24 protein-coding genes are annotated in these 25027 nt (G+C 65.6%); 15 read left to right on the top strand and 9 right to left on the bottom strand.

All coding sequences use genetic code 11. The features are described from left to right. The first annotated feature begins 7 nt into the window (after positions 1-7). Positions 8-3181: an efflux RND transporter permease subunit gene (locus ACIPRS_RS00565; RefSeq protein ID WP_337729863.1), complete on the top strand. Its 3174-nt coding sequence runs from the start codon at positions 8-10 to the stop codon at positions 3179-3181. Between the two features lie 128 nt (positions 3182-3309). Here ACIPRS_RS00565 and ACIPRS_RS00570 read toward each other — a convergent pair whose 3' ends face one another. Further along, complete coding sequence (locus ACIPRS_RS00570) at positions 3310-3693, bottom strand: winged helix-turn-helix transcriptional regulator (RefSeq protein ID WP_337729864.1); 384 nt, start codon at positions 3691-3693, stop codon at positions 3310-3312. A gap of 128 nt (positions 3694-3821) precedes the next feature. Between ACIPRS_RS00570 and ACIPRS_RS00575 the strand changes: the two genes are divergently transcribed. Next, the gene (locus ACIPRS_RS00575; RefSeq protein ID WP_446537157.1) at positions 3822-4724 is read left to right on the top strand and encodes an SDR family oxidoreductase; all 903 of its coding nucleotides are present in this window, start codon (positions 3822-3824) and stop codon (positions 4722-4724) included. A gap of 60 nt (positions 4725-4784) precedes the next feature. On the opposite strand, the gene ACIPRS_RS00580 is transcribed toward ACIPRS_RS00575, so the two are convergent. Together ACIPRS_RS00580 and ACIPRS_RS00585 are read right to left on the bottom strand one after the other, a co-directional pair. Beyond that, positions 4785-6662: a DUF885 domain-containing protein gene (locus ACIPRS_RS00580; RefSeq protein WP_446537158.1), complete on the bottom strand. Its 1878-nt coding sequence runs from the start codon at positions 6660-6662 to the stop codon at positions 4785-4787. Positions 6663-6835: 173 nt separating this feature from the next. Continuing rightward, positions 6836-7984 (bottom strand): acyl-CoA dehydrogenase family protein, encoded by a 1149-nt coding sequence (locus ACIPRS_RS00585; RefSeq protein WP_192201078.1) that lies wholly within the window; start codon positions 7982-7984, stop codon positions 6836-6838. Between the two features lie 128 nt (positions 7985-8112). Between ACIPRS_RS00585 and ACIPRS_RS00590 the strand changes: the two genes are divergently transcribed. The 4 genes from ACIPRS_RS00590 (at position 8113) to ACIPRS_RS00605 (ending at position 14175) form a co-directional block, all read left to right on the top strand. Next, positions 8113-9042 (top strand): ArsR/SmtB family transcription factor, encoded by a 930-nt coding sequence (locus tag ACIPRS_RS00590; RefSeq protein WP_446537159.1) that lies wholly within the window; start codon positions 8113-8115, stop codon positions 9040-9042. After that, the gene (locus ACIPRS_RS00595) at positions 9039-10124 is read left to right on the top strand and encodes a homocysteine S-methyltransferase family protein (protein ID WP_446537160.1); all 1086 of its coding nucleotides are present in this window, start codon (positions 9039-9041) and stop codon (positions 10122-10124) included. Before ACIPRS_RS00590 ends, ACIPRS_RS00595 begins: the two co-directional genes overlap by 4 nt. Then, positions 10121-12808 carry a methionine synthase gene (metH, locus tag ACIPRS_RS00600; protein ID WP_446537161.1) on the top strand — a complete coding sequence of 896 codons (2688 nt, stop codon included), beginning with the start codon at positions 10121-10123 and terminating at the stop codon, positions 12806-12808. Before ACIPRS_RS00595 ends, metH begins: the two co-directional genes overlap by 4 nt. Before the next feature lie 170 nt (positions 12809-12978). Beyond that, positions 12979-14175, top strand: a complete 1197-nt coding sequence (locus tag ACIPRS_RS00605) for an MFS transporter (RefSeq protein WP_446537162.1) — start codon at positions 12979-12981, stop codon at positions 14173-14175. A 15-nt stretch (positions 14176-14190) separates the two neighbouring features. Here ACIPRS_RS00605 and ACIPRS_RS00610 read toward each other — a convergent pair whose 3' ends face one another. The 6 genes from ACIPRS_RS00610 to ACIPRS_RS00635 form a co-directional block, all read right to left on the bottom strand. Further along, entirely contained in the window at positions 14191-14925 is a 735-nt protein-coding gene (locus ACIPRS_RS00610; protein ID WP_446537163.1) for an alpha/beta fold hydrolase, read from the bottom strand. Beyond that, positions 14922-15551: a DUF2058 domain-containing protein gene (locus tag ACIPRS_RS00615; protein WP_337729873.1), complete on the bottom strand. Its 630-nt coding sequence runs from the start codon at positions 15549-15551 to the stop codon at positions 14922-14924. Before ACIPRS_RS00615 ends, ACIPRS_RS00610 begins: the two co-directional genes overlap by 4 nt. 35 nt (positions 15552-15586) lie before the next feature. After that, positions 15587-15823: a SlyX family protein gene (locus tag ACIPRS_RS00620; protein ID WP_142125341.1), complete on the bottom strand. Its 237-nt coding sequence runs from the start codon at positions 15821-15823 to the stop codon at positions 15587-15589. Continuing rightward, entirely contained in the window at positions 15813-17165 is a 1353-nt protein-coding gene (locus ACIPRS_RS00625; RefSeq protein WP_446537164.1) for a UDP-glucose dehydrogenase family protein, read from the bottom strand. Before ACIPRS_RS00625 ends, ACIPRS_RS00620 begins: the two co-directional genes overlap by 11 nt. Before the next feature lie 43 nt (positions 17166-17208). Continuing rightward, positions 17209-18144, bottom strand: coding sequence for an FKBP-type peptidyl-prolyl cis-trans isomerase (locus ACIPRS_RS00630; RefSeq protein WP_446537165.1), 936 nt, complete (start codon positions 18142-18144; stop codon positions 17209-17211). Positions 18145-18226: 82 nt separating this feature from the next. Further along, complete coding sequence (locus ACIPRS_RS00635; RefSeq protein ID WP_446537976.1) at positions 18227-18769, bottom strand: glutathione peroxidase; 543 nt, start codon at positions 18767-18769, stop codon at positions 18227-18229. Between the two features lie 156 nt (positions 18770-18925). On the opposite strand from ACIPRS_RS00635, the gene ACIPRS_RS00640 reads away from it, so the two are divergent. The 9 genes from ACIPRS_RS00640 (at position 18926) to ACIPRS_RS00680 (ending at position 25025) form a co-directional block, all read left to right on the top strand. Next, positions 18926-19186: a hypothetical protein gene (locus tag ACIPRS_RS00640; RefSeq protein ID WP_446537166.1), complete on the top strand. Its 261-nt coding sequence runs from the start codon at positions 18926-18928 to the stop codon at positions 19184-19186. A 3-nt stretch (positions 19187-19189) separates the two neighbouring features. Beyond that, a complete protein-coding gene (locus ACIPRS_RS00645) occupies positions 19190-19552 on the top strand; it encodes a GntR family transcriptional regulator (protein WP_192201066.1) in 363 nt (120 codons plus the stop codon). Beyond that, entirely contained in the window at positions 19552-20427 is an 876-nt protein-coding gene (locus tag ACIPRS_RS00650; protein ID WP_192201065.1) for an ABC transporter ATP-binding protein, read from the top strand. The genes ACIPRS_RS00645 and ACIPRS_RS00650 overlap by 1 nt, the downstream gene beginning before the upstream one ends. Beyond that, positions 20424-21422 carry an ABC transporter permease gene (locus tag ACIPRS_RS00655; protein WP_446537167.1) on the top strand — a complete coding sequence of 333 codons (999 nt, stop codon included), beginning with the start codon at positions 20424-20426 and terminating at the stop codon, positions 21420-21422. Before ACIPRS_RS00650 ends, ACIPRS_RS00655 begins: the two co-directional genes overlap by 4 nt. A gap of 63 nt (positions 21423-21485) precedes the next feature. Then, positions 21486-22154: a hypothetical protein gene (locus tag ACIPRS_RS00660; protein WP_446537168.1), complete on the top strand. Its 669-nt coding sequence runs from the start codon at positions 21486-21488 to the stop codon at positions 22152-22154. Between the two features lie 93 nt (positions 22155-22247). Continuing rightward, positions 22248-22925, top strand: coding sequence for a hypothetical protein (locus tag ACIPRS_RS00665; RefSeq protein ID WP_446537169.1), 678 nt, complete (start codon positions 22248-22250; stop codon positions 22923-22925). An 80-nt stretch (positions 22926-23005) separates the two neighbouring features. After that, positions 23006-23842 (top strand): hypothetical protein, encoded by an 837-nt coding sequence (locus ACIPRS_RS00670; RefSeq protein WP_446537170.1) that lies wholly within the window; start codon positions 23006-23008, stop codon positions 23840-23842. Positions 23843-23857: 15 nt separating this feature from the next. Continuing rightward, positions 23858-24532, top strand: a complete 675-nt coding sequence (locus ACIPRS_RS00675) for a hypothetical protein (RefSeq protein ID WP_446537171.1) — start codon at positions 23858-23860, stop codon at positions 24530-24532. A gap of 67 nt (positions 24533-24599) precedes the next feature. After that, complete coding sequence (locus ACIPRS_RS00680; RefSeq protein ID WP_337729882.1) at positions 24600-25025, top strand: hypothetical protein; 426 nt, start codon at positions 24600-24602, stop codon at positions 25023-25025. Positions 25026-25027 lie beyond the last annotated feature (2 nt).

Below are 25027 nucleotides of genomic sequence, written 5' to 3' on the forward strand. Positions count from 1 at the left end.
CGACGGCATGAAATTCACCGACATCTTCATCAACAAACCGGTGCTGGCGATCGTCGTCAGCCTGTTCATCCTGCTGTTCGGCCTGCGCTCGTTCACCGAGTTGAACGTGCGCCAGTATCCCGAGCTGCGCAACGCCGTGGTGAACATCAGCACCACCTACTACGGTGCCGACGCCGACCTGATCCAGGGATTCATCACCACGCCGCTGGAACGCGAGGTGGCGAGTGCCGAAGGCATCGAGTACCTGAGTTCGACCAGTTCGGCCGGTGTCAGCCTGATCCAGGCCTACATCAAGCTGGACCAGGATCCGAACGAGGCACTCACGCAGATCGCCGCCAAGGTCAACAAGATGCGCGGCCAGCTGCCGCCGGAATCCGAGGATCCGGTGATCGACCTGCAACAGGGCCAGCAGATCGCGGCGATGTACGTGTCCTTCGCCAGCGAGACCCTGGACAACAACCAGATCACCGACTACCTGACCCGCGTGGTGCAGCCCAAGCTGGTGACGGTCTCGGGCGTGCAGCGTGCCGACATCCTCGGCGCCGGCACGTTCGCCATGCGCGTATGGTTGAAGCCTGACCGCATGACGGCCCTGCAGGTGACCGCCAGCGACGTGGCCACGGCGCTGTCGTCCAACAACGTGCTGGCCGCGGTCGGCTCGACGAAGGGACAGATGGTCGCCATCGACATGACCGCGCGCACCGACCTGCGCAATGCCGACGAGTTCCGCCAGCTGATCATCCGCGAGCAGAACGGCGCCATCGTCCGCCTGGGCGACGTGGCGGACGTGCAGCTGGGCTCGGAGAGCTACGGCACGTCGGTCCGCATCAACGGCGAAGCCGCCACGTTCATGGGCATCTTCGTGTCGCCGGACGCGAACTCGCTGGACGTCATCAAGGACGTGCGCACGCTGTGGGACAACGAGATCGTCCCCCAGCTGCCGGAAGGCATCAAGGCCACGATCCCCTACGACAGTACCGAGCAGATCCAGGATGCCATCGACGAGGTCGTCAGCACCATCGTGGAAGCGGTGATCATCGTGATCGTGGTGATCTTCCTGTTCCTGGGCTCGCTGCGCAGTGTGCTGATTCCCGCGGTGACGGTGCCGTTGTCGCTGGTGGGCGCGCTGTTCCTGATGCTGCTGATGGGTTTCACCATCAACCTGCTGACCCTGCTGGCGATGGTGCTGGCGATCGGCATCGTGGTGGATGACGCGATCATCGTGCTGGAGAACATCCACCGCCACATCGAGGAAGGCATGTCGCCGTACGAGGCGGCGATCAAGGGCGCACGCGAACTGGCCTGGCCGGTCGTGGCGATGACCACCACGCTGGTGGCGGTGTACCTGCCGATCGGCTTCCAGGGCGGCATGACCGGGGTGCTGTTCACCGAGTTCGCCTTCACCCTGGCCGGTTCGGTGCTGCTGTCCGGTGTCATCGCGCTGACGCTGACCCCGATGATGTGCGCCAAGATCCTCAAGCCGCACAGCGAAGGCGGCAAGGGCAAGCTCGAAAAGTGGCTGGACGAGCGCTTCGAGAAGATCAATGCCGGCTACCAGCGCCGCCTGCACGGCACGATGGAAACCAAGTCGGTGATCGGCGTGTTCGGCATCCTGGTGCTGGTGTCGTGCGTGTTCCTGTACATGACCGCGCCCAAGGAGCCGGCGCCGCTGGAGGACGAAGGCTTCATCTTCTCCGTCGCCAGCGCGGACCCCTACTCCACGCTGGACTATGTCGAGCGCTACACCGAGGAAGTGACCGCCATCGCCAAGGGCGTGCCGGAAGTGCAGGACTACTTCCTGTTCAACGGCGGCTTCGGCGGCAGCGGCGGCGGTGCCAGCCCGATGGCAATGGCCGGATTCGTGCTGAAGCCCTGGAGCGAGCGTGATCGTTCGACCAACGCGGTGCTGCAGCAGGAACTGCAGCCCAAGATGAGCCAGGTCAGCGGCCTGAACATCTTCGCCCTGGTCCCGCCCTCCCTGCCCAGCGCGGGCGGCGATGGTGGTGGTGGCGAGTTCGTCATCGGGGGCGTGGGCGACCTGAGCCAGTTGGCGGAACTGGCCGACCAGATCCTGATGAAGGCGATGGAGAGCAAGCGCTTCATCTTCCTGGACAAGGACCTGAAGATCGACAAGCCGCGCATCGAGGTCAACATCGACCGCGACAAGGCGGCCAGCCTGGGCATCGACATGCGCACGCTGGCGGCCGACATGGCGGCGATGCTGTCCGGCGGCTATACCAACCGCTTCGCGATGCAGAACCGCTCGTACCTGGTGATCCCGCAGGTGCAGCGCAGCGATCGCCTCAATGCCAGCGACCTGGAGAACTACTACACGCGCACCCGCGACGGCGAACTGATTCCGCTGTCGACCCTGGTCACGCTGAAGGAAAGCGCGCAGCCGCAATCGCTGAAGCGGTTCCAGCAGCTCAACGCGGTGTCCATCACCTTCGCCCCGCGCCCCGGCGTGAGCAAGGGCGAGGCGCTGGCCATCCTGGAGCAGGCCGCGAAGGAAGTGCTGCCACAGGGATACTCGGTGGACTACGCGGGCGAGTCGCGACAGTACAAGCAAGAAGGCGCGGCGATGCTGGTCACGCTGGCACTGGCGCTGATCGTGATCTTCCTGGTGCTGGCGGCGCAGTTCGAGAGCTTCCGCGATGCGCTGATCATGCTGTTGACCGTGCCGATGGCGATCTGCGGCGCGCTGTTGACGGTGAACGTGCTGGCGATCCTCAGCGGCATCCTGGGCATGATGCAGATCGAAGCCTTCCCCGGCATGAGCATCAACATCTACACCCAGGTGGGTCTGGTGACGCTGGTCGGCGTGATCTCCAAGCACGGCATCCTGATCGTGGAGTTCGCCAACAAGCTGCAGATCGAGCGAGGCCTGTCCAAGCGCGAAGCGATCGAGGAAGCGGCCGCCATCCGCCTGCGCCCGGTGCTGATGACCACCGCCGCGCTCGTGTTCGCGATGATCCCGCTGCTGATCGCCAGCGGCCCAGGTGCGGCGTCGCGCTTCTCGATGGGCGTGGTGATCGCCTCGGGCATGACCATCGGTACGTTGTTCACCCTGTTCGTGCTGCCGGCGTTCTACCTGTACCTGGCCCGCGACCATGCGCACGACCGCAAAGATGCGGATGACGCGTCGCCATCAGTGGATGCTGAGCCCGTGCACGGGCATTGACCAGGCATGCAGTCGATGGAATGAAGAAAAGCCCCGGCCATGCCGGGGCTTTCTTGTAGGAGGGGCTTCAGCCCCGACAGCCGACGAGACAGGTACACGATCGGGGCTGAAGCCCCTCCTACAGAGGGTTACTTGGGCGCGTTGGTCGCCGGCGCCACGTACGCCCTGCGCGCCGCACGCACCTCATCGTGATGGTCCGAAGCCCACTGCGCCAGCATCTCCACCCGCTCGAAGAACGACAGCCCCAGTGACGTCAGCGCGTAATCCACGCGCGGCGGCACCGTCGGGAATACCTCGCGGCTGACCAACCCGTCCTGTTCCAGGTGCCGCAGCGTCTGGGCCAGCATGCGCGGCGAGATGTCGGCGATGCGCTTGCGGATCTCGGAAAAGCGCAGCGTCCCCGCCGACAGCTCGTGCAGGACCAGGACCGTCCAACGGTCGCCCAGCCGGTCCAGCACATCGCGGATAGGGCAGTTTTCGACGAGGATCAGCGATTGGCGATGCAGGGTCATGGTCCGACTCCGGGGCATGGTTACTGACTGGTAACCCGGTTACTTCACGCTCCCTGCTTGTGGGGGCGGCAGCCTTTACTACCATATCGTAACCAACATCCTTTCCGTTACCAAAACAGGAGCCTGTCATGAACGCCCCCGCCCCCACCCTGCTGGTCACCGGCGCTTCCGGACAGCTGGGCAGCGCCGTCGTCCGCCATCTTCTGGATACGCTGCAGATTCCTGCCGACCGGCTCATCGTCACCAGTCGCACTCCGGAATCGCTGGCGGGCCTGGCTGCGCGCGGCGTGACCGTGCGTGCCGCCGATTTCGACCAGCCGGCCACGCTGGCGGCCGCCTTCGCCGGGGCCGACCGGCTGCTGCTCGTCAGCACCGATGCCTTGATGGAACCGGGCAAGCGCCTCGCCCAGCACCGCGCCGCCGTGAAGGCCGCTGCGGACGTGGGCGTCGGGCATGTCGTCTATACCTCGCTGCCGTCGGCCGCCACATCGCACGTGTCATTCGCGCCCGACCACTGGGGCACCGAGCAGGCATTGTCCGCCTCGTCCCTCGGCTGGACGGTACTGCGCAACGCCTGGTACTTCGAGAACCTGGCCTATTCCCTGCCGGGCGCCTTGGCATCCGGAGAGTGGGCGACGGCGGCGGGCGAAGGACGCATCGCCTACATCGCGCGCGAAGATCTGGCGCACGCCGCGGCGGTAGCACTGTCATCCGAGGATACGTCGAACCAGATCCTCACCTTGACCGGTGAACAGGCGTGGTCGGCGCGCGACGTCGCCGCGCGCGCCTCGGCACTCATCGGCAAGCCGCTTGCCGTCGTCGACATCACGCCAGAGAAGTTGATCGAAGGCCTGAAAGCGCACGGCTTTCCGCCGGTGCTGGCCGACGTGTTCGCCTCGTTCGACGCCGCGACCGCTGCCGGCGATCTCGGCGAGGTCACGGACGACTACCGCCAGCTCACCGGCCGGTCGCCGACCGCATTGGATGCGTGGCTGCCGGCAAACCTCGACCTGCTGACCAAGGCGCACTGAGTCCGAAAACAAGAACCCCGGCGCAACGCCGGGGTTCTCGGTATCACTGGAGATCGATGATCAGGCCGGCTTGGCCGCCTTCTGCTTCGCGATCCACTGATCAACGCGACGCTCCAGCAACGTCAGCGGAAGCGCGCCCCCGCCGAGCACGGTGTCGTGGAATCCCTTGATGTCGAACTTGTCGCCGAGTTCGGTTTCCGCCTTCCTGCGCAGGTCCTGGATCTTGATCATGCCGATCTTGTAGGCCGTGGCCTGCCCCGGCATGATCAGGTAGCGCTTCACTTCGGACTCGATCGCCGCCCGCGGCACCGCGCTGTTGGCATCGAAGTATTCCACCGCCTGCTGCTCGGTCCAGCCCTTGGCATGCAGGCCGGTATCCACCACCAGGCGGATCGCGCGCCACATCTCGGAACTCAGGCGACCGAACTCGGAGTACGGGTCCTTGTAGGTTCCCGGCATTTCCTTCGCCAGCCATTCCGAATACAGACCCCAGCCTTCCGCATACGCGGTGACGCCGTACTGCGTGCGGAACTTCGGTACGCCGGTCAGCTCCTGCGCGATGGCGATCTGCATGTGGTGGCCCGGCAGGCCCTCGTGGTAGGCGATCACCTCCAGCTCGGGCTTGGGCATCGCGCCCATGTCCGACAGATGCGCGTAGTACACGCCCGGGCGCGAACCATCCGGCGTACCCGGGTAGTAGTGCTGGGCGGCGCCGTCCTGCTCACGGAACGGCTCCACGCGCTTGACCACCAGGTCGGCCTTCGGCAGCAGGCCGAAGTAGTCCGGGAGCACCTTCTTGATGTTGTCGATGGCCGCCGTGGCGTCATCGATATAGGCCTGACGGCCGGCGTCGGTATTGGGGTACTTGAACTGCGCATCGCTGTCGATGAAGGCGAAGAAGGCATCCAGATCACCCTTGAAGCCCACCTTGTCCTTCAGCGCCGTCATCTCGCCCTTGATGCGCTCCACCTCCTTCAGTCCCAGCGCATGGATCTCGTCCGCGGTCATGCCGGTGGTGGTCATCTGGCGCAGCTGGTACTCGTAGTACGCCTTGCCGTTCGGATGCGTCGCGCCCACGCCGGTGGCGTTGACGGCAGCCTTCGGAAGCTCCTCCTCGCTCCACGCGATCAGGCGGTCGTACGCAGGCTTGAACTGCTCCAGCAACGCCTTGCGCGCCTCGTCCTTCAGCGCGGTGGCGCGGGCGGCATCGATCTTGCCGGCCTTGACCAGCGCATCGGCCTTGGCCTGCGCGTCAGCCCAGATCGCGGAATCCTTGCCGGTCGAGAACGGCGCACCGGCGATGACCTTCCTGGCCTGCTCCATCACGCCTTCATAGGCGAACTTGGGCGGACGGATACCCTGCCCGGCCGATGCGCGCGCCCGCTCCAGCAACTGGTCGAAGGCGCGGCTGGTCGCCTTCAGGCGGGCGATGTAGGCGGTGTAGTCCGCTTCCTCGTCGACCTTGTGGAAACTGATCAGGAAGGTCGGCCAGAAACCCTGGGCACCATTCATCTGGTCGAAGGCGTAGCCGTCCTGCAGGAAGGCCAGTCCGTCCCTCGCGTTTTCGTACTGGAGCTTCCACAGGTCGTAGGAGAACTTGGCCTCATCGTCGAGCTTGGCGTAGTCGAAGGTCTTCTCCATCTCCTCGACGCTGGCCTTGGCCCAGGCCACCTGATCGCGCTGCGACTGTTCGGACATGTCGTCCACCTGGTCGTACAGGTCCTTGCGACCCTGGAAGGTCAGCTGGATCGGGCTGAACTTCAACTGTTCCTCGTACTTCGTCTCGAACCAGGCATTCAGCCGCTGGCTCTCGGCGGCGATGTCGGCGGCGGACGCAGCGACGGCGGGGGCGCCGGCAGCGCCGGTCTCCGGCGTGGCGACGCGGTCGCAAGCGGTCAGGGCAAGTGCGAGGGCACAGGCAATCAGGGTTTTGCGCATCGGGGTCTCCAGGAAGGATACGGAGGACAGACCCCCGCATTCGGACACTCTACCCAACCCGCCCCGCCCCGTCCCATGACCAAAGATGGGGGTCGCGATGTGGCCTCGCTCACGGATCTGCGGAAAAAAAAACGCCGCCCGTAGGCGGCGCTCGTTTTCCGGAGGCGCTGGATTCAGCGCAGGCCGGTCTCATTGCGGGCGATGACCAGGCGCTGGATCTCGCTGGTGCCTTCGTAGATCTCGGTGATCTTGGCATCGCGGAAGTAGCGCTCGATCGGCATTTCCTTGGAATAGCCCATGCCACCATGGATCTGCAGGGCCTGGTGGGTGATCCACATGGCGGCCTCGGACGCGGTCAGCTTGGCGATCGCCGCCTCGTTGCTGAAACGCTGGTCCTGGCCCTTCACCCACGCCGCGCGCAGCGTCAGAAGCGTGGCCGCGTCCAGCTTGCACTTCATGTCGGCGATCTTGGCCTGGGTCATCTGGAACGTGCCGATCGGCGCGCCGAACGCCTTGCGCTCCTTCACGTAGGCGATGGTGGCCTCGTAAGCGGCGCGGGCGATGCCGATGGCCTGGGACGCGATGCCGATGCGGCCGGCATCCAGCACGCCCATGGCGATCTTGAAGCCCTCGCCTTCCTTGCCCAGCACATCGTCCGCCGTAGCCACGTAGTCGGTGAACTCGATCTCGCAGGTGGCCGAGGCACGGATGCCGAGCTTGGGCTCGGTCTTGCCGCGGTGGAAACCGGCCTTGGCGGTATCGATCAGGAAGGCCGTGATGCCGCGCGCGCCCTTGTCGGGTTCGCTCATCGCGAACAGCACGATGTACTTGGCCACGGGGCCGGAGGTGATCCAGCTCTTCTTGCCATTGATGACGAAGCTGCCATCGGCCTGCTTCACCGCGCGGCAACGCATCGCGGTGGCATCGGAACCCGACTGCGGCTCGGTCAGCGCGAACGCGCCGATCTCGCGGCCTTCGGCGATGGCGCGCACGCAGGTCTGCTTCTGCTCCTCGGTACCGAACTTCAGGATGCCGTTGCAGAACAGCGAATTGTTGACCGACATGATGGTCGAATGGGCCGCATCGCCTGCGGCGATCTCGATCATCGCCAGCACGTAGGCGATAGGATCCATGCCCGCCCCGCCGTACTCGGCCGGCACCTCGATACCCATCAGGCCGTTCTCGCCCAGCAGGCGGATGTTGTCCAGCGGGAACTCGCCGGTCCTGTCGTGGTGCTCCGCGCTGGGCGCGATCTTTTCCTGGGCGATCCGGCGCGCGACGTCCTGGATCATCAACTGCTCTTCGGTGAATGCGAAATCCACGGGTACCCCTCGGCATACGTACTTGAATACCAATTGTAACCCGCGACCATCCGCGGGCGTATGCCACTGGTTGACCTTGGCGCCGCCGCGGGGGCAGAATATCTCTATATCGCGATAGGAAGATATTTATGGATCTGGAGGCTTGGTCGACCCGACTGAAAGTCTTCGCCGACGCCACCCGTGTGCGCCTGCTGGCGCTGCTGTCGCGCGAAGAGCTGACTGTCGCCGAGTTGTCGGCAATCACCCAGTTGGCCCAGCCGCGCGTCTCGACCCACCTAGCAAAATTGAAGGAGGCCGGGCTGGTACGCGACCGTCGCGCGGGCGTGTCGGCCTACTACCGTTTCGACGAAGACAACTTGGACACGGTGCAGCGTGAACTGTGGCGCAGCCTGCGCGATGGCAGTGACGATCCGCTTCTGCGACAGGACGCCGAGCGCGTGGCCAGCGTGCTGGCCAACCGTGCCGCCGACCAGAACTGGGCCGACAGCGTGGCCGGCGACATGGAGCGCCACTATTCGCCCGGCCGCACCTGGGAGGCCCTGGCCCGGACCGCCCTGCCGCTGCTCGAGACCGGCGACGTGCTGGACATCGCATCCGGCGACGGCGTGCTGGCCGAGTTGCTCTCGCCACATGCGAGCCGCTACGTCTGCATCGACACCAGCACCCGCGTGGTGGCTGCGGCCGGAGAACGCCTGCGGCGCTTCCCGAACGTGGAAGTGCGCGAAGGCGACATGCACGCACTGCCATTCAAGGACGGCAGCTTCGACCTGGTCGTGCTGATGCATGCGTTGACCTATTCAAGCAAACCCGCACAGGCCGTGGCCGAGGCCGCACGCGTGCTGCGCAAGGGAGGCCGCCTGCTGCTCAGCAGTCTGGGCAAGCACGAGCACCGCTCGGTCGTGGAAGCCTACGGGCACGTCAATCTCGGGTTCTCGGACAGGGAGCTCCGCAAGTTCGCCGAGAAGGCCGGGCTGGAGATCGCCAATGCGGAAACCGTCACCCGTGAACGCCGGCCACCGCATTTCGAAGTCCTTTCCCTCACGGCGGTAAAGCCATGAACGTCCTGCCCTGGTTGAATCCCGCCCGCGTGTCCCTGCTGCTCAAGGCGCTGGAAGAACGCATCCTGATCATCGATGGCGCGATGGGCACCATGATCCAGCGTCATGGCCTGCAGGAAGCCGACTACCGCGGTACCCGTTTCGCCGAGGGTTGCGATGCGCAGCACACGCATGAGCACGGCGCGGGCTGCGGCCACGACCTCAAGGGCAACAACGATCTCCTGCTGCTCACCCGGCCTGTAGTCATCGCCGGCGTGCACAGCGCCTACCTGGAGGCAGGTGCCGACCTGGTCGAAACCAACACCTTCAACGCAACCTCGATAAGCCAGGCCGACTACCACCTAGAACACCTGGTCTACGAGTTGAACAAGGCGGGGGCGCACGTCGCGCGCCAGTGCTGCGACGCCATCGAGGCGACCACGCCGGACAAGCCCCGCTTCGTCATCGGCGTGCTGGGACCGACCAGCCGCACCGCTTCGATCAGCCCGGACGTGAACGATCCCGGCTACCGCAACACCAGCTTCGACGCGTTGCGCGCCACCTATCGCGAGGCCATTGAAGGCCTGATCGATGGTGGCTCGGATACGTTGATGGTGGAAACCATCTTCGACACGCTCAATGCCAAAGCCGCCCTGTACGCCATCGAGGAAGTCTTCGATGCGCGCGGTGGACGGTTGCCGGTGATGATCTCGGGCACGATCACCGACGCCTCCGGCCGTACGCTGTCGGGACAGACCGCCGAAGCGTTCTACACGTCGGTCGCGCATGGTCGCCCGCTGTCCGTCGGGCTCAACTGCGCGCTGGGTGCGAAAGACCTCCGCGAACACGTCGAAACCCTGTCGACCGTCGCCGACGCGTATGTCAGCGCACACCCCAACGCCGGTTTGCCGAATGCGTTCGGCGAGTACGACGAGACACCCGAGGAAATGGCGGCCACGTTGAAGGAGTTCGCACAGTCCGGCCTGCTCAATCTCGTCGGCGGCTGCTGCGGCACCACGCCCGCACACATCCGGGCCATCGCCGACGCCGTCGCGGGCGTCGCGCCCCGCCGCCTGCCTGCCCTGCTGGAGGCCGCCGCGTGAATACCCGCGTCCGCCACACCCGCCTGTCCGGCCTTGAACCGCTGGTCATCACCCCGGACCTGCTGTTCGTCAACGTGGGCGAGCGCACCAACGTCACCGGCAGCGCCCAGTTCCGCAAGCTGATCAAGGAAGAGCGCTACGAGGAAGCGGTCGAGGTCGCGCGCCAGCAGGTCGCCAGCGGCGCCCAGATCCTCGACGTCAACATGGACGAAGGCCTGATCGATTCAGAGAAAGCGATGGCACGCTTCCTCAACCTGATCATGTCCGAACCCGACATCGCCCGCATTCCGGTGATGGTCGATTCATCCAAGTGGAGCGTCATCGAAGCGGGCCTGAAGTGCCTCCAGGGCAAGAGCGTGGTCAATTCGATCTCGCTGAAGGAAGGCGAGGAAGCCTTTGTCGAGCATGCCCGCAAGGTGCTGCGCTACGGCGCGGCCGCCGTCGTGATGGCCTTCGACGAAACCGGCCAGGCCGACACCTGCGCGCGCAAGGTGGAAATCTGCACCCGCGCCTACCGGATCCTGACCGAGGAAGTCGGCTTCCCGCCCGAAGACATCATCTTCGACCCCAACATCTTCGCGGTCGCCACCGGCATCGAGGAACACGACAACTACGCCGTCGACTTCATCGAAGCCACCCGGATCATCAAGCAGACGCTGCCGCATTGCCATGTCTCGGGCGGCGTGTCGAACGTGTCGTTCTCGTTCCGCGGCAACGAGCCCGTGCGTGCTGCGATCCACTCGGTGTTCCTGTACCACGCCATCCAGGCCGGCATGGACATGGGTATCGTCAATGCGGGCGGCCTGCCCGTCTACGACGACCTCGACGCCGAGCTCCGCGAACGCGTGGAGGACGTGATCCTCAACCGTCGCAAGGATTCGACCGAACGGCTGCTTGAGATCGCCGAGCGTTACAAGGGCAGGAAAGGCGAAGCGCCGGTGGAGAACCTGGCCTGGCGCGAGAAGCCGGTGCGCGAGCGCCTGGCGCACGCGCTGGTGCACGGCATCGACGCCTTCGTCGACCAGGACACCGAGGAGGCACGCGCGCAGGCTGTGCGCCCGCTGGACGTGATCGAAGGCCCGCTGATGGACGGCATGAACGTGGTCGGCGACCTGTTCGGCGCCGGCAAGATGTTCCTGCCGCAGGTGGTGAAGTCCGCCCGCGTGATGAAGAAGGCGGTGGCCTACCTGCTGCCCTACATCGAAGCCGAAAAGCTGCGCACCGGCGACGTGGGCAAGTCGAACGGCAAGATCGTCATGGCCACCGTCAAGGGCGACGTGCACGACATCGGCAAGAACATCGTCGGCGTGGTGCTGGCCTGCAACAACTTCGACGTGGTGGACCTGGGCGTGATGGTGCCCACGCAGAAGATCCTGGACAGCGCAAAGGCCGAGAACGCGGACCTGATCGGCCTGTCCGGCCTGATCACGCCGTCGCTGGAGGAAATGACCCACGTGGCGCGCGAGATGCAGCGGCAAGGCTTCTCCATGCCCCTGCTGATCGGGGGCGCGACCACCTCCCGTGCGCACACTGCGCTGAAGATCGATCCGCACTACGATGCGCCCACCGTGTGGGTGAAGGATGCCTCGCGTGCCGTGGGTGTGGCGCAATCGCTGATCTCGCGCGACATGCGCGCGGCGTTCGTGGCCGCCAACGATGCCGACTACGCGGAAATCCGCGAACGCCACCGCAACCGTGGCGATGCGAAACGGCTGGTCTCGCTGGAAAAGGCGCGCGGCCAGAAGTTCAACGGCGGTTGGGGCGACTATTCACCGCCCGCGCCCAACCAGCCCGGCCTGCACGTCTTCGAGGACTACCCGCTGGCGGAACTGGTCGAGTTCATCGACTGGACGCCTTTCTTCCAGGCATGGGAGCTGGCGGGCAAGTATCCCGCCATCCTGACCGACGACGTGGTGGGTGCGCAGGCCAGCGAGCTGTACCAGGACGCGCGGACAATGCTGGGGCGCATCGTTGCCGAGAAATGGTTGACGGCGAAAGCGGTATTCGGCCTGTGGCCGGCCAACAGCGTCGGCGATGATGTAGAACTCCAGCACGCGGGCACCACCGAGCGCCTGTGTTTCCTGCGCCAGCAAGTGGACAAGCCTGCCGAGCGTCCGGACTTCTGCCTTGCGGACTTCATCGCACCGAAGGATTCAGGCAGGCAGGACTGGATCGGCGCCTTTGCCGTCACCGCCGGCATCGGCATCGATGAACATGTCGCCCGGTTCGAGGCCGACCACGATGACTACAACGCCATCCTGCTGAAAGCCCTCGCCGACCGGCTTGCCGAGGCCCTCGCCGAGCGGCTGCACCAGCGCGTGCGCAAGGAGTTCTGGGGGTTCGCGTCCGACGAAGCATTGGGCAACGAGGCCTTGATCGCCGAGCAGTACCGCGGGATCCGTCCGGCACCGGGTTATCCCGCCTGCCCGGAACACAGCGAGAAAGCCACCCTGTTCCGCCTGCTGGACGCGCCTGGCAATGCCGGCATGTCGCTGACGGAGAGTTTCGCGATGCTGCCGACGGCGGCGGTATCCGGCTACTATTTCAGCCACCCGCAAAGCCAGTACTTCGTCGTAGGTCGAGTATCGAAGGAGCAGGCGGCCGACTACGCGAAACGCAAGGGCGTGGAGCTGGCGCAGGTGGAAAGATGGCTGGCGTCCAACCTGGACTACGACCCGGAATAAGCGCCATCGCGCGCAGCGGCGCGTTCACCCCCTTTCGAGAGGCCCGGGAGAGCGGAGCGCAATGCGCGCTCCGCTAGAATGTGCATCCCGCCCGTGCCTGCGTCCCTCATGCCACCCTCGCCCGCTGCCGAAGGCCGGACGTCACCCGTCGCCGCATATCGAGCAGCGACATGAGGGATGCCATCCCGCCGACCGCGTATCCCGCGGTCCGCCTGTCGAGCTTCTACTTTTCGTACTACGCGGTACTGGGCGCCTTCACACCGTACTGGAGCCTGTACCTGGAATCGCGCGGCCTCAGCGTGGCCGCCATCAGTGTGCTGATGAGCCTGTGGTACGCCACGCGTATCGTTTCGCCCAGCCTGTGGACCACGCTGGCCGCGCGCTCGCCGAATCCCATCCGCTGGCTGCACCTGGGCTGCGCGCTGGCATTCGGCTGCTTTGCGCTGTTCCTGCTGCCCCTGGAACACGCAGGCCTGTTCGCGGTGATGCTCGGCTTCTGCTTTGCCTACAACGCCGTGATGCCGCAGTTCGAGTCGATCACGATGTCGCATCTCGGTGCGCGCAGCGACCGCTATGGCCTGATTCGCGTGTGGGGCTCGATCGGCTTCATCCTGGTGGTATCGCTGTTCGGCTGGCTGATCGACGCACGCCGGCTGGGCGTGGGTGCATTGCCATGGCTGATGCTGCCGGTGCTGGCGGCCGTCTTCGCATCTGCGTTGTCGAACCGCTACGCACGCGAGCCGGAACACCACCCGATCGATCCGCAGGACGGCTTCCGCGCGCGATTGCGCAGGCCACGGGTGATCGCGTTCTTCGTGGCGGCATTCCTCACCCAGATCTCGTTCGGCCCGTTCTACACGTTCTTCTCGATCTACCTCTCGGAACACGGCTACACGACCGCGACACAGGGCGTGCTGTGGACGGTCGGCGTACTGGCCGAGATCGGCGTGTTCTTCCTGGCCAGCCGCATCTTCCGGCGCTGGGATGCCAGTCGCGTCCTCATGGTCGCGCTGCTCAGTGCGTCGGTGCGCTGGCTGGTTACCGCCCTGTTTCCCGACAACACGCCGGTGATGGTGCTGGCGCAGCTGACGCATGCGCTCAACTTCGGCGCGTTCTTCGCGGCCGCCATGCAGTTGCTGGTGCGCTTCTTCCCGGGCCGCATGAATGGACACGGCCAGGGCGTGTTCTATGGTCTGTCGTCCGGCGTGGGCGGCGTGGTGGGCGCATTGCTGGCAGGCCAGCTGTGGCGCTTCGGGGGCGAGACCGCATTCTTTGCTTCGTCGGTGATCGCGTTGATCGCCGCATTCATCGTCTGGAACTGGCTGATCCGGCCCGGAACGTCTCCAGCGCAGTCGAGCGACGACTGATCGATCCACCTCGGCCTAAGAATCGTGGCGTGCACCCTCCAGGATGCATACCCTCTTCAGGAATCGCCCGATCTCGCCTGCCGCCGCCACCGGTGCCACCTGGAACAGGAAGTGCGGTGCGTCGATGACGACCTGCTGCGCATTGCGTGCCAGACAAACGATCTCGTCACCTGCCCTTGCTGCTATGAGCCTGTCCCGGCGGGCCTGCAGATGGAGCAGCGGAAGGTCCAGCGCAGCGAGTTGACGACGGACGTCCACGCGCAGCGCCGCCAGCGCGCGTTGGCGCAACACGTCGATGGGGATTGCCTCAAGGACGGCATCCAACTCTCTCCGCAATGGCGCCGGCAGCATCCCGCCTGCCAGAACGCGTTCCAGTGCGAACACGGGCAACGACATGGCAGGCAATCGATCCAGTACCGCCGCACAAGCGTGGCTGAAAGGGAGCGGTGCGCGGACGAAACTCGCCCCCAGCACCACGGCTCTGACATGACGTGGGTTGCGATGGGCGAGCATCACGGCCAGGGGACCCGCAAACGACTCGGCGATCAGTACCGTATCCGTGTGCCGCCGCAATGCCGGACCCAGCGCTTCCGCCAGCGCGGCATAGCCGCTGAAGCACCCTGCGTCATACGCAAGCACCTCGGCGTCGCAATCGCCCTGGAATGCATCGAGCAAAGGGGTGTAGAGCCGACCGGTGCCATCCAGCCCGGGCAGCAGGCAGAGACGGGGACGACGATCAGTACGCGTCACCACACCAGGTCGTCGGGCACCTGGTATTGCGGATCGGCATAGGGGTCCTGATCGGCCGGGGCGTCCGGATCGACTTTCAGCGCGACGGCGGGCGCGAAGATCGCTTCAGCTTCGGCGAGCACCGCGGCGGTGACCAGCAGGTAGCGGCCGTTCTGCTGCACCACGCCCAACTCGCCGGCATTCAGGGCCTTCAACTGTTCGGCGTTGACATAGATGCGCTTGATCTTGCCGCCATACGGGAAATGGCGTGCGATGTCGGCTTCCGCGTCATTGAGGCCCTTGTCCTGCAGGAACGCATCGAGTTTCGCCCTCGCTTCGCGGCGCAGGCGTGCTTCCTCCTGCTTCACACGCTCGGCTTCGATGCGCTCGTCCTTCTCGCGCTGGGCGCGGATGGCGTAGGCCTTGGCGAGGTCGATGTCTTCCTGGCTGCGCTTGGGCCTGGGCTTGCCTCCACCCTGCGGCGGGCGCGGCTTGCCGCCGTGGCCCGGTTTCGGGTGCGCGGCACCCTTGCCGGTCGGCTTCTGCGCGTCGCGCCGCTGATCGGGCCGACGGTCGGGTTTGCGCTCGGGCTTCGGTGCAGGCTTGAAGCCCAGACCCAGCAACTGGTCGCGGAGTGAATCGGTCATCGGTCTTTCGTGGGGACTGCTGTGTCCCAAGCGTATCAATAATGCGGCGGCGGCGGTTCGTTGGCAGGGTCCTCGAACAGCGAGGTACGTACCTTTCCGAGCTCCTCCACCATGTGCCGGAGCAGCAGCGCGGTGCGCTGGTTCTCGGCCCGTGCGTCCGCCAGCGCCTCGCTCAGCTCGTTGAGCGAATGCTCCTGGAACGCCAGTCGGGTTTCCATTTCCACCAGGCGGCGCTCGAGCGTGTCGCCCTGCAACGGCAGGTCAGTCTGCATGCACGGACCTCCCGCGCCCGATGCCGTAATACGCAATGCCCGCAGCTTCCACTTCGCCGGGGTCGTACAGGTTGCGGCCGTCAAAGACCACCGCATCGCCGAGGGTGTCGCGCAGGCGCGCGAAATCTGGGCTGCGGAACTGCTTCCACTCGGTCACCACCACCAGCGCATCGGCACCCTCAACGGCAGTGCGTGCGTCATCGCAAAGCACCAGGTCGTCGCGCTCACCGAAGATCCGGGCGGCTTCCTCACGGGCCTCCGGGTCGTAGGCGCGGACCTTCGCACCGGCGTCCCACAACTCCGCGAGCAGCCTGCGGCTGCTGGCTTCGCGCATGTCGTCGGTGTTGGGCTTGAACGACAGCCCCCAGACCGCGAACGTCCTGCCACGGATGCCCTCGTCCTCGCCGCGGTCATAGTGGCGCTGGATCAATTCGAACAGATGGGCCTTCTGGCGGTGGTTGACGGCCTCCACGGCCTGCAGCAGTTCGGCCTGGTAACCATGCTGCTGCGCGGTGCGTGCCAGTGCCTGCACATCCTTGGGAAAGCAGGAGCCGCCGTAGCCTGCGCCGGGATAGATGAAATGCCAGCCGATGCGCGGGTCGGAACCGATGCCCTGCCGCACATGCTCCACGTCGGCACCGACGCGTTCGGCGATGTTCGCGATCTCGTTCATGAAGCTGATCTTGGTGGCCAGCATCGCGTTGGCGGCGTACTTGGTCAGCTCGGCAGAGCGCACGTCCATGACGACGATGCGCTCATGGTTGCGATTGAAGGGCGCGTAGAGACGACGCAGTTTCTCCACGGCCTGCGGATCCGACGCGCCGATGACGATGCGGTCAGGGCGCATGCAGTCGTTGACCGCATCGCCTTCCTTGAGGAACTCGGGATTGGAGACGACATCGAACGCGATCTCCACGCCGCGCGCCGCGAGTTCGGCGTCGATGGCCGCCCTCACCTTGTCGGCGGTGCCGACCGGCACCGTGGACTTGTTGACCACGATGCAAGGCTGCTGGAGGTTGCGGCCGATGGTGTGGGCCACCGCCAGGACGTACTGCAGGTCGGCGCTGCCGTCCTCGTCGGGAGGGGTACCCACGGCGATGAACACCACGTCACCGTGCGCGATGGCCTCTTCCGCAACGGTGGTGAACCGCAGGCGCCCCGCGGCATGGTTGGCCTTCACCATCGGCGACAGGCCGGGCTCGTAGATGGGGACGACGCCGTGATTGAGGCCATCGACCTTCGCGGGGTCGATGTCCATGCAGACCACGTCATGCCCGACCTCGGCCAGGCAGGTGCCTGTCACCAGCCCGACGTAACCGGTACCGAAGATCGCAACGCGCATGAAAGCACTTCCTGGCCGGGGGAGCCGCGATTACACCAACGACTTATTGCAGCACGCCCATCAATTCGACGTCGAAGGTCAGCGTCGCATCCGGGCCGATCTTGCCGCCGGGTGCACCATTGGGACCATAGGCCAGGTTGGACGGGATCCAGAAGCGGTACTTGGCGCCCACGGGCATCAGGGCCACGCCTTCGGTCCAGCCCGCGATGACCTGGTTCAGGCCGAACTCGGCCGGCTCACCCCGCGCATACGAACTGTCGAAGACTTCGCCGTTGAGCAGCTTGCCTTCGTAGTTCACCCGCACGCGGCTGGTGGACATCGGCCGCTGTCCGTTGCCCTGGCGCAGCACCATGTACTGCAGCCCCGACGGGGTGGTGACCACACCGGGCTTGGTCTTGTTGGCGGCGAGGAACTTGGCGCCCTCGTCGCGATTGCGCTGCGACGCCCCGGCCTGGCGCTTGGCGATGTAGGCCTGCATCTCGGCCTGCGCCTGCTCCACGCTCAGCAGGGGCGTGCCGCTCTTGCTGGTCAGCGTCCGCACGGCCTGGGCGAGCACGGCCGTGTCCAGCTCATCCTTGAACGGCATCAGCGAGGGGCCCACCACATAGGTGCCCAGGAACAGGCCGACCTTGGTCTTGTCGACCGCCGGCGGCGTGCTGCCCGGCGGCATGCCGGGGACCGGCTGGCCTTCGGCCACGGCGAGGTTCACCCGCAGCAACTGGTCAGTCGCCTGCGCTTCCTGCTCGGAGATAAGCGCGGGCTTGCCGGCGAACGTGTTGGTGATCGCGCGCTCGAATGCGGCCACATCGAGGAATGGCCCCACCGGCTGCAGCGAATTGCCCACATCCACGCCAATCGCGTAGCTCACCTTGTCGCGCTCGGTGACCAGCGCGGTTTTTTCCTGTGCAGACACGCTGCCTCCCAGCATCGAAAACGAGATTGCCAACAACACGGCTGCGCCGCGGACCGACCGCTTCATCCTTTCTGCTCCTGGAACCTGCGCCACGATGGCGGCGCCAAACCCATATTGTGGCATGCCAGCCACCCGCGAAGGCACTGCATCAACGCGCGGCGCGCGGGGCCTTCAATTCGCGCTCGATCGCTTCCACCACGGCGGGGTCTTCGGGCGAGACCTTGCTGGGGAAATTCGCGACCACGCGACCGTCGCGGCTGATCAGGTACTTGTGGAAGTTCCATCCCGGGGCAGTGCCCGTGGCCTGCGCCAGCGAACGGTAAAGCGGCGTCGCTTTCTCGCCCGTCACCACCACTTTCTCGAACATCGGGAACTTCACGCCATAGGTCAGCGTGCAGAACTCCTGGATCTCCTTCTCGCTGCCCGGCTCCTGACCCTTGAAGTCGTTGGAGGGGAAACCGAGTACCGCGAATCCCTGACCGGCATAGCGCTTGTGCAGCGCCTCCAGCCCTTCGTACTGCGGCGTGTAACCGCATTTGCTGGCAGTGTTCACCACCAGCAACACCTGGCCCGCATACTTTTCCTTCAGGTTGACGGGTGCCTTGCCGGCCAGTGGGCGGTAGGCGACGTCCAGCAAACCTGCTGCCAGCACGGTCGCGGAGACGCTCACGAGCGCAAGAAATGACAGCATTTTCAATGACTTGAACTTCATGACCTCACCCCGCTATTACGAACATGACAAGTATGCCTTCAGTTGGGTGACAAAACCCGGTCACCCCGTTGACGCCCTGTGTTTTGGTGTTATAGTTGAATACAACACCACTCACCCAACTCACGGGGGGATGCCATGAACCAGAAATTGACCCACGCCCTGCCCAGCATCGCCGTCGGCGGCCTGCTGCTGGCGGTGGGCGCGCTGGCGGCCGTCACCGGCGCACGCACGGCCGAGGTGGAGTCCGCCGCGCTGGTGGGCGCGCTGGAATCCGAAGCCCTCGAGATCGCAGGCGACGACGGCAAGCCCGAAGCCCGGCAGCACAAGCGCCGCACCCGGGCATCGCTGGCCATGCCCTATTTCTCCTTTGGCCAATCACTGCGTCCGAGGAGCTGAGCCATGACATCCATCCAATGGAGCGACGGCGCTCCCATCTACCGCCAGCTGAAGGATCGCGTGATCGCGATGATGCTGGACGGCATCCTGAAGCCGGGTGACGCGCTGCCCTCCGTCCGCCAGGTGGCGGCGGAGTACCAGCTCAACCCGATCACCGTTTCGCGTGCCTACCAGGAGCTGGCAGATGAAGCCCTGGTGGAGAAGCGCCGCGGCCTGGGCATGTTCGTCACCGACGAGGCGGCCAAGAAGCTGCGCGGCACCGAGCGCGAGCGGTTCCTGACCGAGGAATGGCCCGCTGTCGCCGAGCGCATCGAGCGCCTGGGCCTGTCCATCGAAGATCTGCTGCAATCCAAGGGGAATAAGTGATGAATGCCGCAATCGCCAACGCCGTGGTGTCGGCCCACGGCCTGCGCAAGGCCTACAGGAACAAGCTTGCGCTGGACAACACGAGCTTCGAGATCGAAGCGGGCAAGATCATCGGTCTGATCGGTCCCAACGGGGCCGGCAAGACCACCGCGCTGAAGGCCATCCTGGGCCTGACGCCATTCGAAGGCCAGCTGAAGGTGCTGGGCATGGATCCGCGCAAGGACCGCGACGAGTTGATGAAGGATGTCTGCTTCATCGCCGACGTGGCGGTGCTGCCGCGCTGGATGAAGGTCAAGGAGGCCATCGACTTCGTGGGCGGCGTGCATCCGCGCTTCGACCGCGCCAAATGCGAGCGTTTCCTCGCCAATACCCAGTTGAAGCCCAACCTGCGCGTGCGCGAAATGTCCAAGGGCATGATCGTGCAGCTGCACCTGGCGCTGGTGATGGCCATCGACGCGAAGCTGCTGGTGCTGGACGAACCCACGCTGGGCCTGGACATCCTGTACCGCAAGCAGTTCTACCAGCGCCTGCTGGAGGACTACTTCGACGAACAGAAGACGATCATCGTCACCACCCATCAGGTGGAAGAGATCGAGCACATCCTCACCGACGTCATGTTCATCCGCGACGGCAAGATCGTGCTCACGTCGCAAATGGAGGACATGGCCGAGCGCTACACCGAAGTGCTGGTCAGTGGCGAGGCGGTCGACCAGGCCCGCGCCCTGAAACCCATCGACGAACGCGCCCTGCCCTTCGGCAAGACCGTGCTGCTGTTCGACGGCGTGCCGAAAGGACATCTCGCCGCCCTCGGCGAAACCCGTACCCCTGGCCTGGCCGACCTGTTCGTCGCCATCATGAAAGGAACCTACGCATGAACGCCGTGACTTCGACGTTGGGCAAATCCTCCAAGCCGGGCGCGTTCACGTGGCTGCTGAAGCGCGAATTCTGGGAGAACCGTGGCGGCTTCTTCTGGGCACCCGTCATCACCGGCGGCATCTTCGTGGTGCTCAACCTGATCCTGGCCGTCATTGGCAGCATCGCCGCACGTGGCCAGATGAACGGCGGTGGCTTCAGCGTCGAGGAGGCGCCGGAAAAGGCCCACCAGATCGTCGGCGGCATCGGCGACGGCATGCTGCTGGGCGGCGTGATCCTGGCCTGCGTGGTCCTGGCCTTCGTGGTGTTCTTCTATGCGCTGGGCACGCTGTACGACGACCGCCGCGACCGCAGCGTGCTGTTCTGGAAGTCCTTGCCCATCTCCGACACGCACATGGTGCTGTCCAAGCTGGCGTGGGCACTGCTGCTGGCGCCGTTGCTGGCGGTGGGCGTGGGCATCCTGATCGGCGTGGCGATGTGGCTGATCTCGGCGCTGACCATTTCGATCAACGGCTTGCCGGCCGGCGGCGCGGTGTTCACCCACTCGCATCCGCTGCGCATCATCGGCGGCGTGCTTGCCTCCCTGCCCGTCTACGTGTTCTGGGCGTTGCCGGCGGTGGGCTGGCTGATGTTCTGCTCGGCCTGGTCGCGCAGCAAGCCGTTCCTCTGGGCGGTGCTGGTGCCGGTGCTGGCGTGCGTCATCATCAGCATGACCGACATCCTGCCGGGCCTGGAGGTCCGCCACGATCTGATCTGGTACACGGTGGTCTACCGCGGGCTGGCGAGCGTGATCCCGGGCGCGTGGTTCCCCACCCTGCCGGGCGGAGCCACCAACCCGCATGCCGACTTCAACTCCCCGGACGAACTGGCCAATGCCATCGACCTGACCCGCAGCTGGCAGGCCTTCGCCACGGCCGATCTGTGGATCGGCGCGGTGATCGGCGTGGCCCTGATCATCGGTGCCATCTACCTGCGTCGCTGGCGCGAAAGCGAATAAGCCTCCCCGGGGCGGCGCTCCCCACCGCCGCCCGCTTTGATCCGACACGACAAGGGACATCCCATGCGCAAGAACGCTCTACTGGTCCGCAGCGCCTCCATCGCCGCCGTCCTGCTGCTGGCGGCCTGCCAGCCGGCACAGGACAAGCAGGACAACGCGCCCACCGGCATCGCCGCTGAAGCGATGGGCGAAGTGGCCAAGGGCCTGGGCGAGGCCAGCCAGGAAATGGAGAAGGCCCGCGAGGAAATCGCCACCGCGCGAGAACGCCTGGCGCGCGAGAACCTGTCGCTCAACCGCAACGAAAACGAATCCCTGCCCAAGGCCGAGATAACCCCGACCGGCGATCTGTTGATCGAAGGCAAGGCGGTCGCGACCACGCCGGAACAGAAGGCGCTGGTGCTGGCCTATCGCGGTGAACTGCTGGGCGTGGTCGGCGACGGCATGGCCATCGGCATGGAAGGCGCCCGCGTAGGCATCGATGCTGCGGCCTCGGCCTTGAAGGGTGTGCTGGCTGGCCAGTCCGGCGACGAGATCGGCCAGCAGGTCGGTGAACAGGCCAAGGCGCAGATCAAGCCCATGGTGGCGCAGCTGTGCACACGCCTGCCTGGACTGCTCAACGCGCAGCAGGCGCTGGCCGCCGCACTGCCCGAATTCAAGCCTTACGCGGGCATGGACCAGTCCGACGTGGATGACTGCGGCGATGCCAACGGCGACGGCAACTGGAGCTTCTGAGTTTTCTGCCGTCGGCCGCATCATGCGCGGCACGCATGCCCCGGGGGATTCGCGCAAGACGCGCACAGATCCCCCATACGAAGGAGATCCGACATGCATTCCACACGCATCCACCGCGCCCTGATGCCCCTGCTGCTGGCGAGTCTGCTGCCGCTCGCCGCGCAGGCCGCGAACACGAAGGAAGGCAGCATCGACCGCGAGATCAGTGCCGACCTGGCGAGCGCGCGCAACGAGGTGCAGGCAGAACTGGCCGTTGCCCGCCGTGAGTTGGAAACCGGCAACCTGCAGCTGGGCGAGAACATGCGCTTCGGGGCATCGTCCGGCAACCGCGCCGCCGGCAAGGACACATCACTTCCGAAGGCGGAGATAACTCCCCTTGGTGACTTCCTGATCGAAGGCAGGCCGGTCGCCATCGACGGCCGCCAGCGGCAGGAACTGCTGCTTTATCGCGGCCAGATGATCGACATCGCCAAGGCCGGCATCGATATCGGCGAGCGCAGCGCGCAAGCGGCGTTGGATGTGGTGGACCGGGGCATCTTCAGCCTGGTGTTCGGCGCCATGACCGGCAGCCTGGAGCGCCGCGTGGAAAAGACCGTGAGGGAAACCATCGAACCGGGCGTTCGGCAGATCTGCCACAGCCTGCCTGCGTTGCTGGACAGCCAGGAACGCCTGTCCGCCAGCCTGCCGCCATTCCGTCCCTATGCCACGCTGGAAGCGGACGATGTCGAGGACTGCGAGAAGGAAGTCCGCCGCGAGTTTGCCAAGCGGTAACCCCCATTGAGTCCGCCGGGCGCGCCGCCCCTCGCCGCCGGCAGCTTCCGCATGACTGACCTGATTCCGGAGACCCGCCGATGCGTACCGCCCTTATCGCTTCCCCGCTGCTCGCCCTGCTCTCCCTGTCCGCACCCGCGCTGGCGTCGGACAGGTACTGCAAGCACGAAGCGCCACGCCAGCTGACGCTCGACATCGGCGACGCAAAGACCGTGGTGTTCGAGGTCGGCCCGCACGATCTGACGGTGGAATCGCGCGCCGGTGCGCCTGCCGCGATGGATGGCAGGGCCTGCAGCAGTCACGCCGACCGGCTCGCTCGCCTGAAGATCGAACAGCGGCGTGCCGGCGACAAGCTGATCGTGCGGATGTACCAGGAAGGCAGCTTCAGCGGTATTTCGTTCGGCAGCAACTACGCCTACATGAACCTGACGGCGACCCTGCCCGACCACCTGCCCGTGCAGGTGAAGGTCGGCTCGGGCGAAGCCGAGGTCACGGGCGCGCCGGTGTTCAGCGCCGATGTCGGCTCCGGCCACGCCGTGGGCCGCGACATCCGCGGACTCGCCGCCACCTCGGTGGGCTCGGGCGATATCGATATCCAGGGTGCCGGCAGCCTGAACGTGGTCTCGATCGGCTCGGGCGATGTGGAGGCGCACAATGTGCGTGGCACGACCCATGTCGGCAGCATCGGATCGGGCGGCTTCAGCCTGGCGGGCAGCGGTGACGTCGAGATCGGCTCGATCGGCTCCGGCGGCGCGGATCTGCGCGACATCACCGGTGACGTGGTAGTCGGCTCGGTTGGCTCCGGTGGCGTGGAGGTCCATAACGTCAGCGGTGGCCTGACCGTCCGCTCCGTCGGCAGTGGCGACATTGACCACGAAGGCGTCAAGGGCGCGCTCGACATTCCCAAGCATCACTGACTTTCAAGGAACGACATGAACCGCATCATTCCGATCGCGTCGGCACTCTCCCTCCTGTTGCTGGCCGCGTGTTCCCGGGGCCCGCAGCCCGGCGACAGCGCCGAAGTATCCGGTGCCTTGTGGGGCCAGAACCTCAAGCTCAACGCCACCGGTCACCCGAAGGCGGAGATCTCGGCCAAGGGCGACTTCATCATCGACGGCAAGACGGTCGAGGTGACCGATGCCCAGCGCACGCTGCTGGTGGCCTACCACCGTGAACTCGGCGGCATTGCCGATGCGGGCATCGCGACGGGCAAGGAAGGCGCCAAGCTGGCGGGCAAGGCCGTCGGTGCCGCAGTGAAAGGCATCTTCAGTGGCAATCCGGACCAGATCGAGCAGCAGATCGAGTCTGAAGCGAAGAAGGTGGAAGCCGAGGCCATGAAGATCTGCGAGCGCCTGCCCGGCCTGTACAAGGCGCAGCAGGATCTCGCCGCGTCACTGCCCGCGTTCCAGCCGTACGCGACGATGGACCTGGATGACGTCGAGGATTGTCGCAGCAGCCAGAGCAGCAGCTATGCCGCAGGGGAAGACGTCGGACGCGCGATCGGCGAAACCATCCACGGTGATGCGAAGGACGGCTCGAACGTGAACGCGGCGGCGGAAGCCGATGCGGCCGCAGCCGCTGAGCCGGCGGAATCCCCCTCCCGTTGACGCCTCCCGCGCCGCCCGGGCGGCGCGCCAGCACCCTAGTGCGCATACCAACCCTGCGGAAAACGACATGAAGACCCTATTGCCCATCGCCCTGGCTGTCGCCCTGGGCATCTCCACCGCGCATGCGGCGGATGCCGCCGATCCAGTGCGCGAACGCGCGTTCCAGGACCATATCGCCTACGTCGCGACGTTCGCGATGCCGGTGTTGATCGAGAAGTGTGTCGCGACCGATGCCACCTACCTGCAGCGCGCCGCGCCGGCGTACTTTCGCTACGTCAACACCCACCAGGACCAGATTGAACGAGGACGCCTGCTGACACTGGCCGAATTCGAACCCGGCGACACGCTGGCCGGATACCGGGAGCGCACCCTGGCCCAACGACTGGGCCGGCTGGACACCGGCACGCCCGAGCAGAAGCAGCAGATGTGCGAAGGCGCGCTGGCGATGCTGTCGGGGACGAAGATCCCCGGCGAGTGGCCGCCGCGCGACTGACG

This window comes from Pseudoxanthomonas sp. LARHCG66 (assembly GCF_052871755.1).

Coding starts and splice junctions, on each gene's coding strand:
- ACIPRS_RS00565 (WP_337729863.1), top strand. CDS start 8: ATGAAATTCACCGACATCTTCATCAACAAACCGGTGCTGGCGATCGTC.
- ACIPRS_RS00570 (WP_337729864.1), bottom strand. CDS start 3,693: ATGACCCTGCATCGCCAATCGCTGATCCTCGTCGAAAACTGCCCTATC.
- ACIPRS_RS00575 (WP_446537157.1), top strand. CDS start 3,822: ATGAACGCCCCCGCCCCCACCCTGCTGGTCACCGGCGCTTCCGGACAG.
- ACIPRS_RS00580 (WP_446537158.1), bottom strand. CDS start 6,662: ATGCGCAAAACCCTGATTGCCTGTGCCCTCGCACTTGCCCTGACCGCT.
- ACIPRS_RS00590 (WP_446537159.1), top strand. CDS start 8,113: ATGGATCTGGAGGCTTGGTCGACCCGACTGAAAGTCTTCGCCGACGCC.
- ACIPRS_RS00595 (WP_446537160.1), top strand. CDS start 9,039: ATGAACGTCCTGCCCTGGTTGAATCCCGCCCGCGTGTCCCTGCTGCTC.
- ACIPRS_RS00605 (WP_446537162.1), top strand. CDS start 12,979: ATGAGGGATGCCATCCCGCCGACCGCGTATCCCGCGGTCCGCCTGTCG.
- ACIPRS_RS00615 (WP_337729873.1), bottom strand. CDS start 15,551: ATGACCGATTCACTCCGCGACCAGTTGCTGGGTCTGGGCTTCAAGCCT.
- ACIPRS_RS00620 (WP_142125341.1), bottom strand. CDS start 15,823: ATGCAGACTGACCTGCCGTTGCAGGGCGACACGCTCGAGCGCCGCCTG.
- ACIPRS_RS00625 (WP_446537164.1), bottom strand. CDS start 17,165: ATGCGCGTTGCGATCTTCGGTACCGGTTACGTCGGGCTGGTGACAGGC.
- ACIPRS_RS00630 (WP_446537165.1), bottom strand. CDS start 18,144: ATGAAGCGGTCGGTCCGCGGCGCAGCCGTGTTGTTGGCAATCTCGTTT.
- ACIPRS_RS00635 (WP_446537976.1), bottom strand. CDS start 18,769: ATGCTGTCATTTCTTGCGCTCGTGAGCGTCTCCGCGACCGTGCTGGCA.
- ACIPRS_RS00640 (WP_446537166.1), top strand. CDS start 18,926: ATGAACCAGAAATTGACCCACGCCCTGCCCAGCATCGCCGTCGGCGGC.
- ACIPRS_RS00645 (WP_192201066.1), top strand. CDS start 19,190: ATGACATCCATCCAATGGAGCGACGGCGCTCCCATCTACCGCCAGCTG.
- ACIPRS_RS00650 (WP_192201065.1), top strand. CDS start 19,552: ATGAATGCCGCAATCGCCAACGCCGTGGTGTCGGCCCACGGCCTGCGC.
- ACIPRS_RS00655 (WP_446537167.1), top strand. CDS start 20,424: ATGAACGCCGTGACTTCGACGTTGGGCAAATCCTCCAAGCCGGGCGCG.
- ACIPRS_RS00660 (WP_446537168.1), top strand. CDS start 21,486: ATGCGCAAGAACGCTCTACTGGTCCGCAGCGCCTCCATCGCCGCCGTC.
- ACIPRS_RS00665 (WP_446537169.1), top strand. CDS start 22,248: ATGCATTCCACACGCATCCACCGCGCCCTGATGCCCCTGCTGCTGGCG.
- ACIPRS_RS00670 (WP_446537170.1), top strand. CDS start 23,006: ATGCGTACCGCCCTTATCGCTTCCCCGCTGCTCGCCCTGCTCTCCCTG.
- ACIPRS_RS00675 (WP_446537171.1), top strand. CDS start 23,858: ATGAACCGCATCATTCCGATCGCGTCGGCACTCTCCCTCCTGTTGCTG.
- ACIPRS_RS00680 (WP_337729882.1), top strand. CDS start 24,600: ATGAAGACCCTATTGCCCATCGCCCTGGCTGTCGCCCTGGGCATCTCC.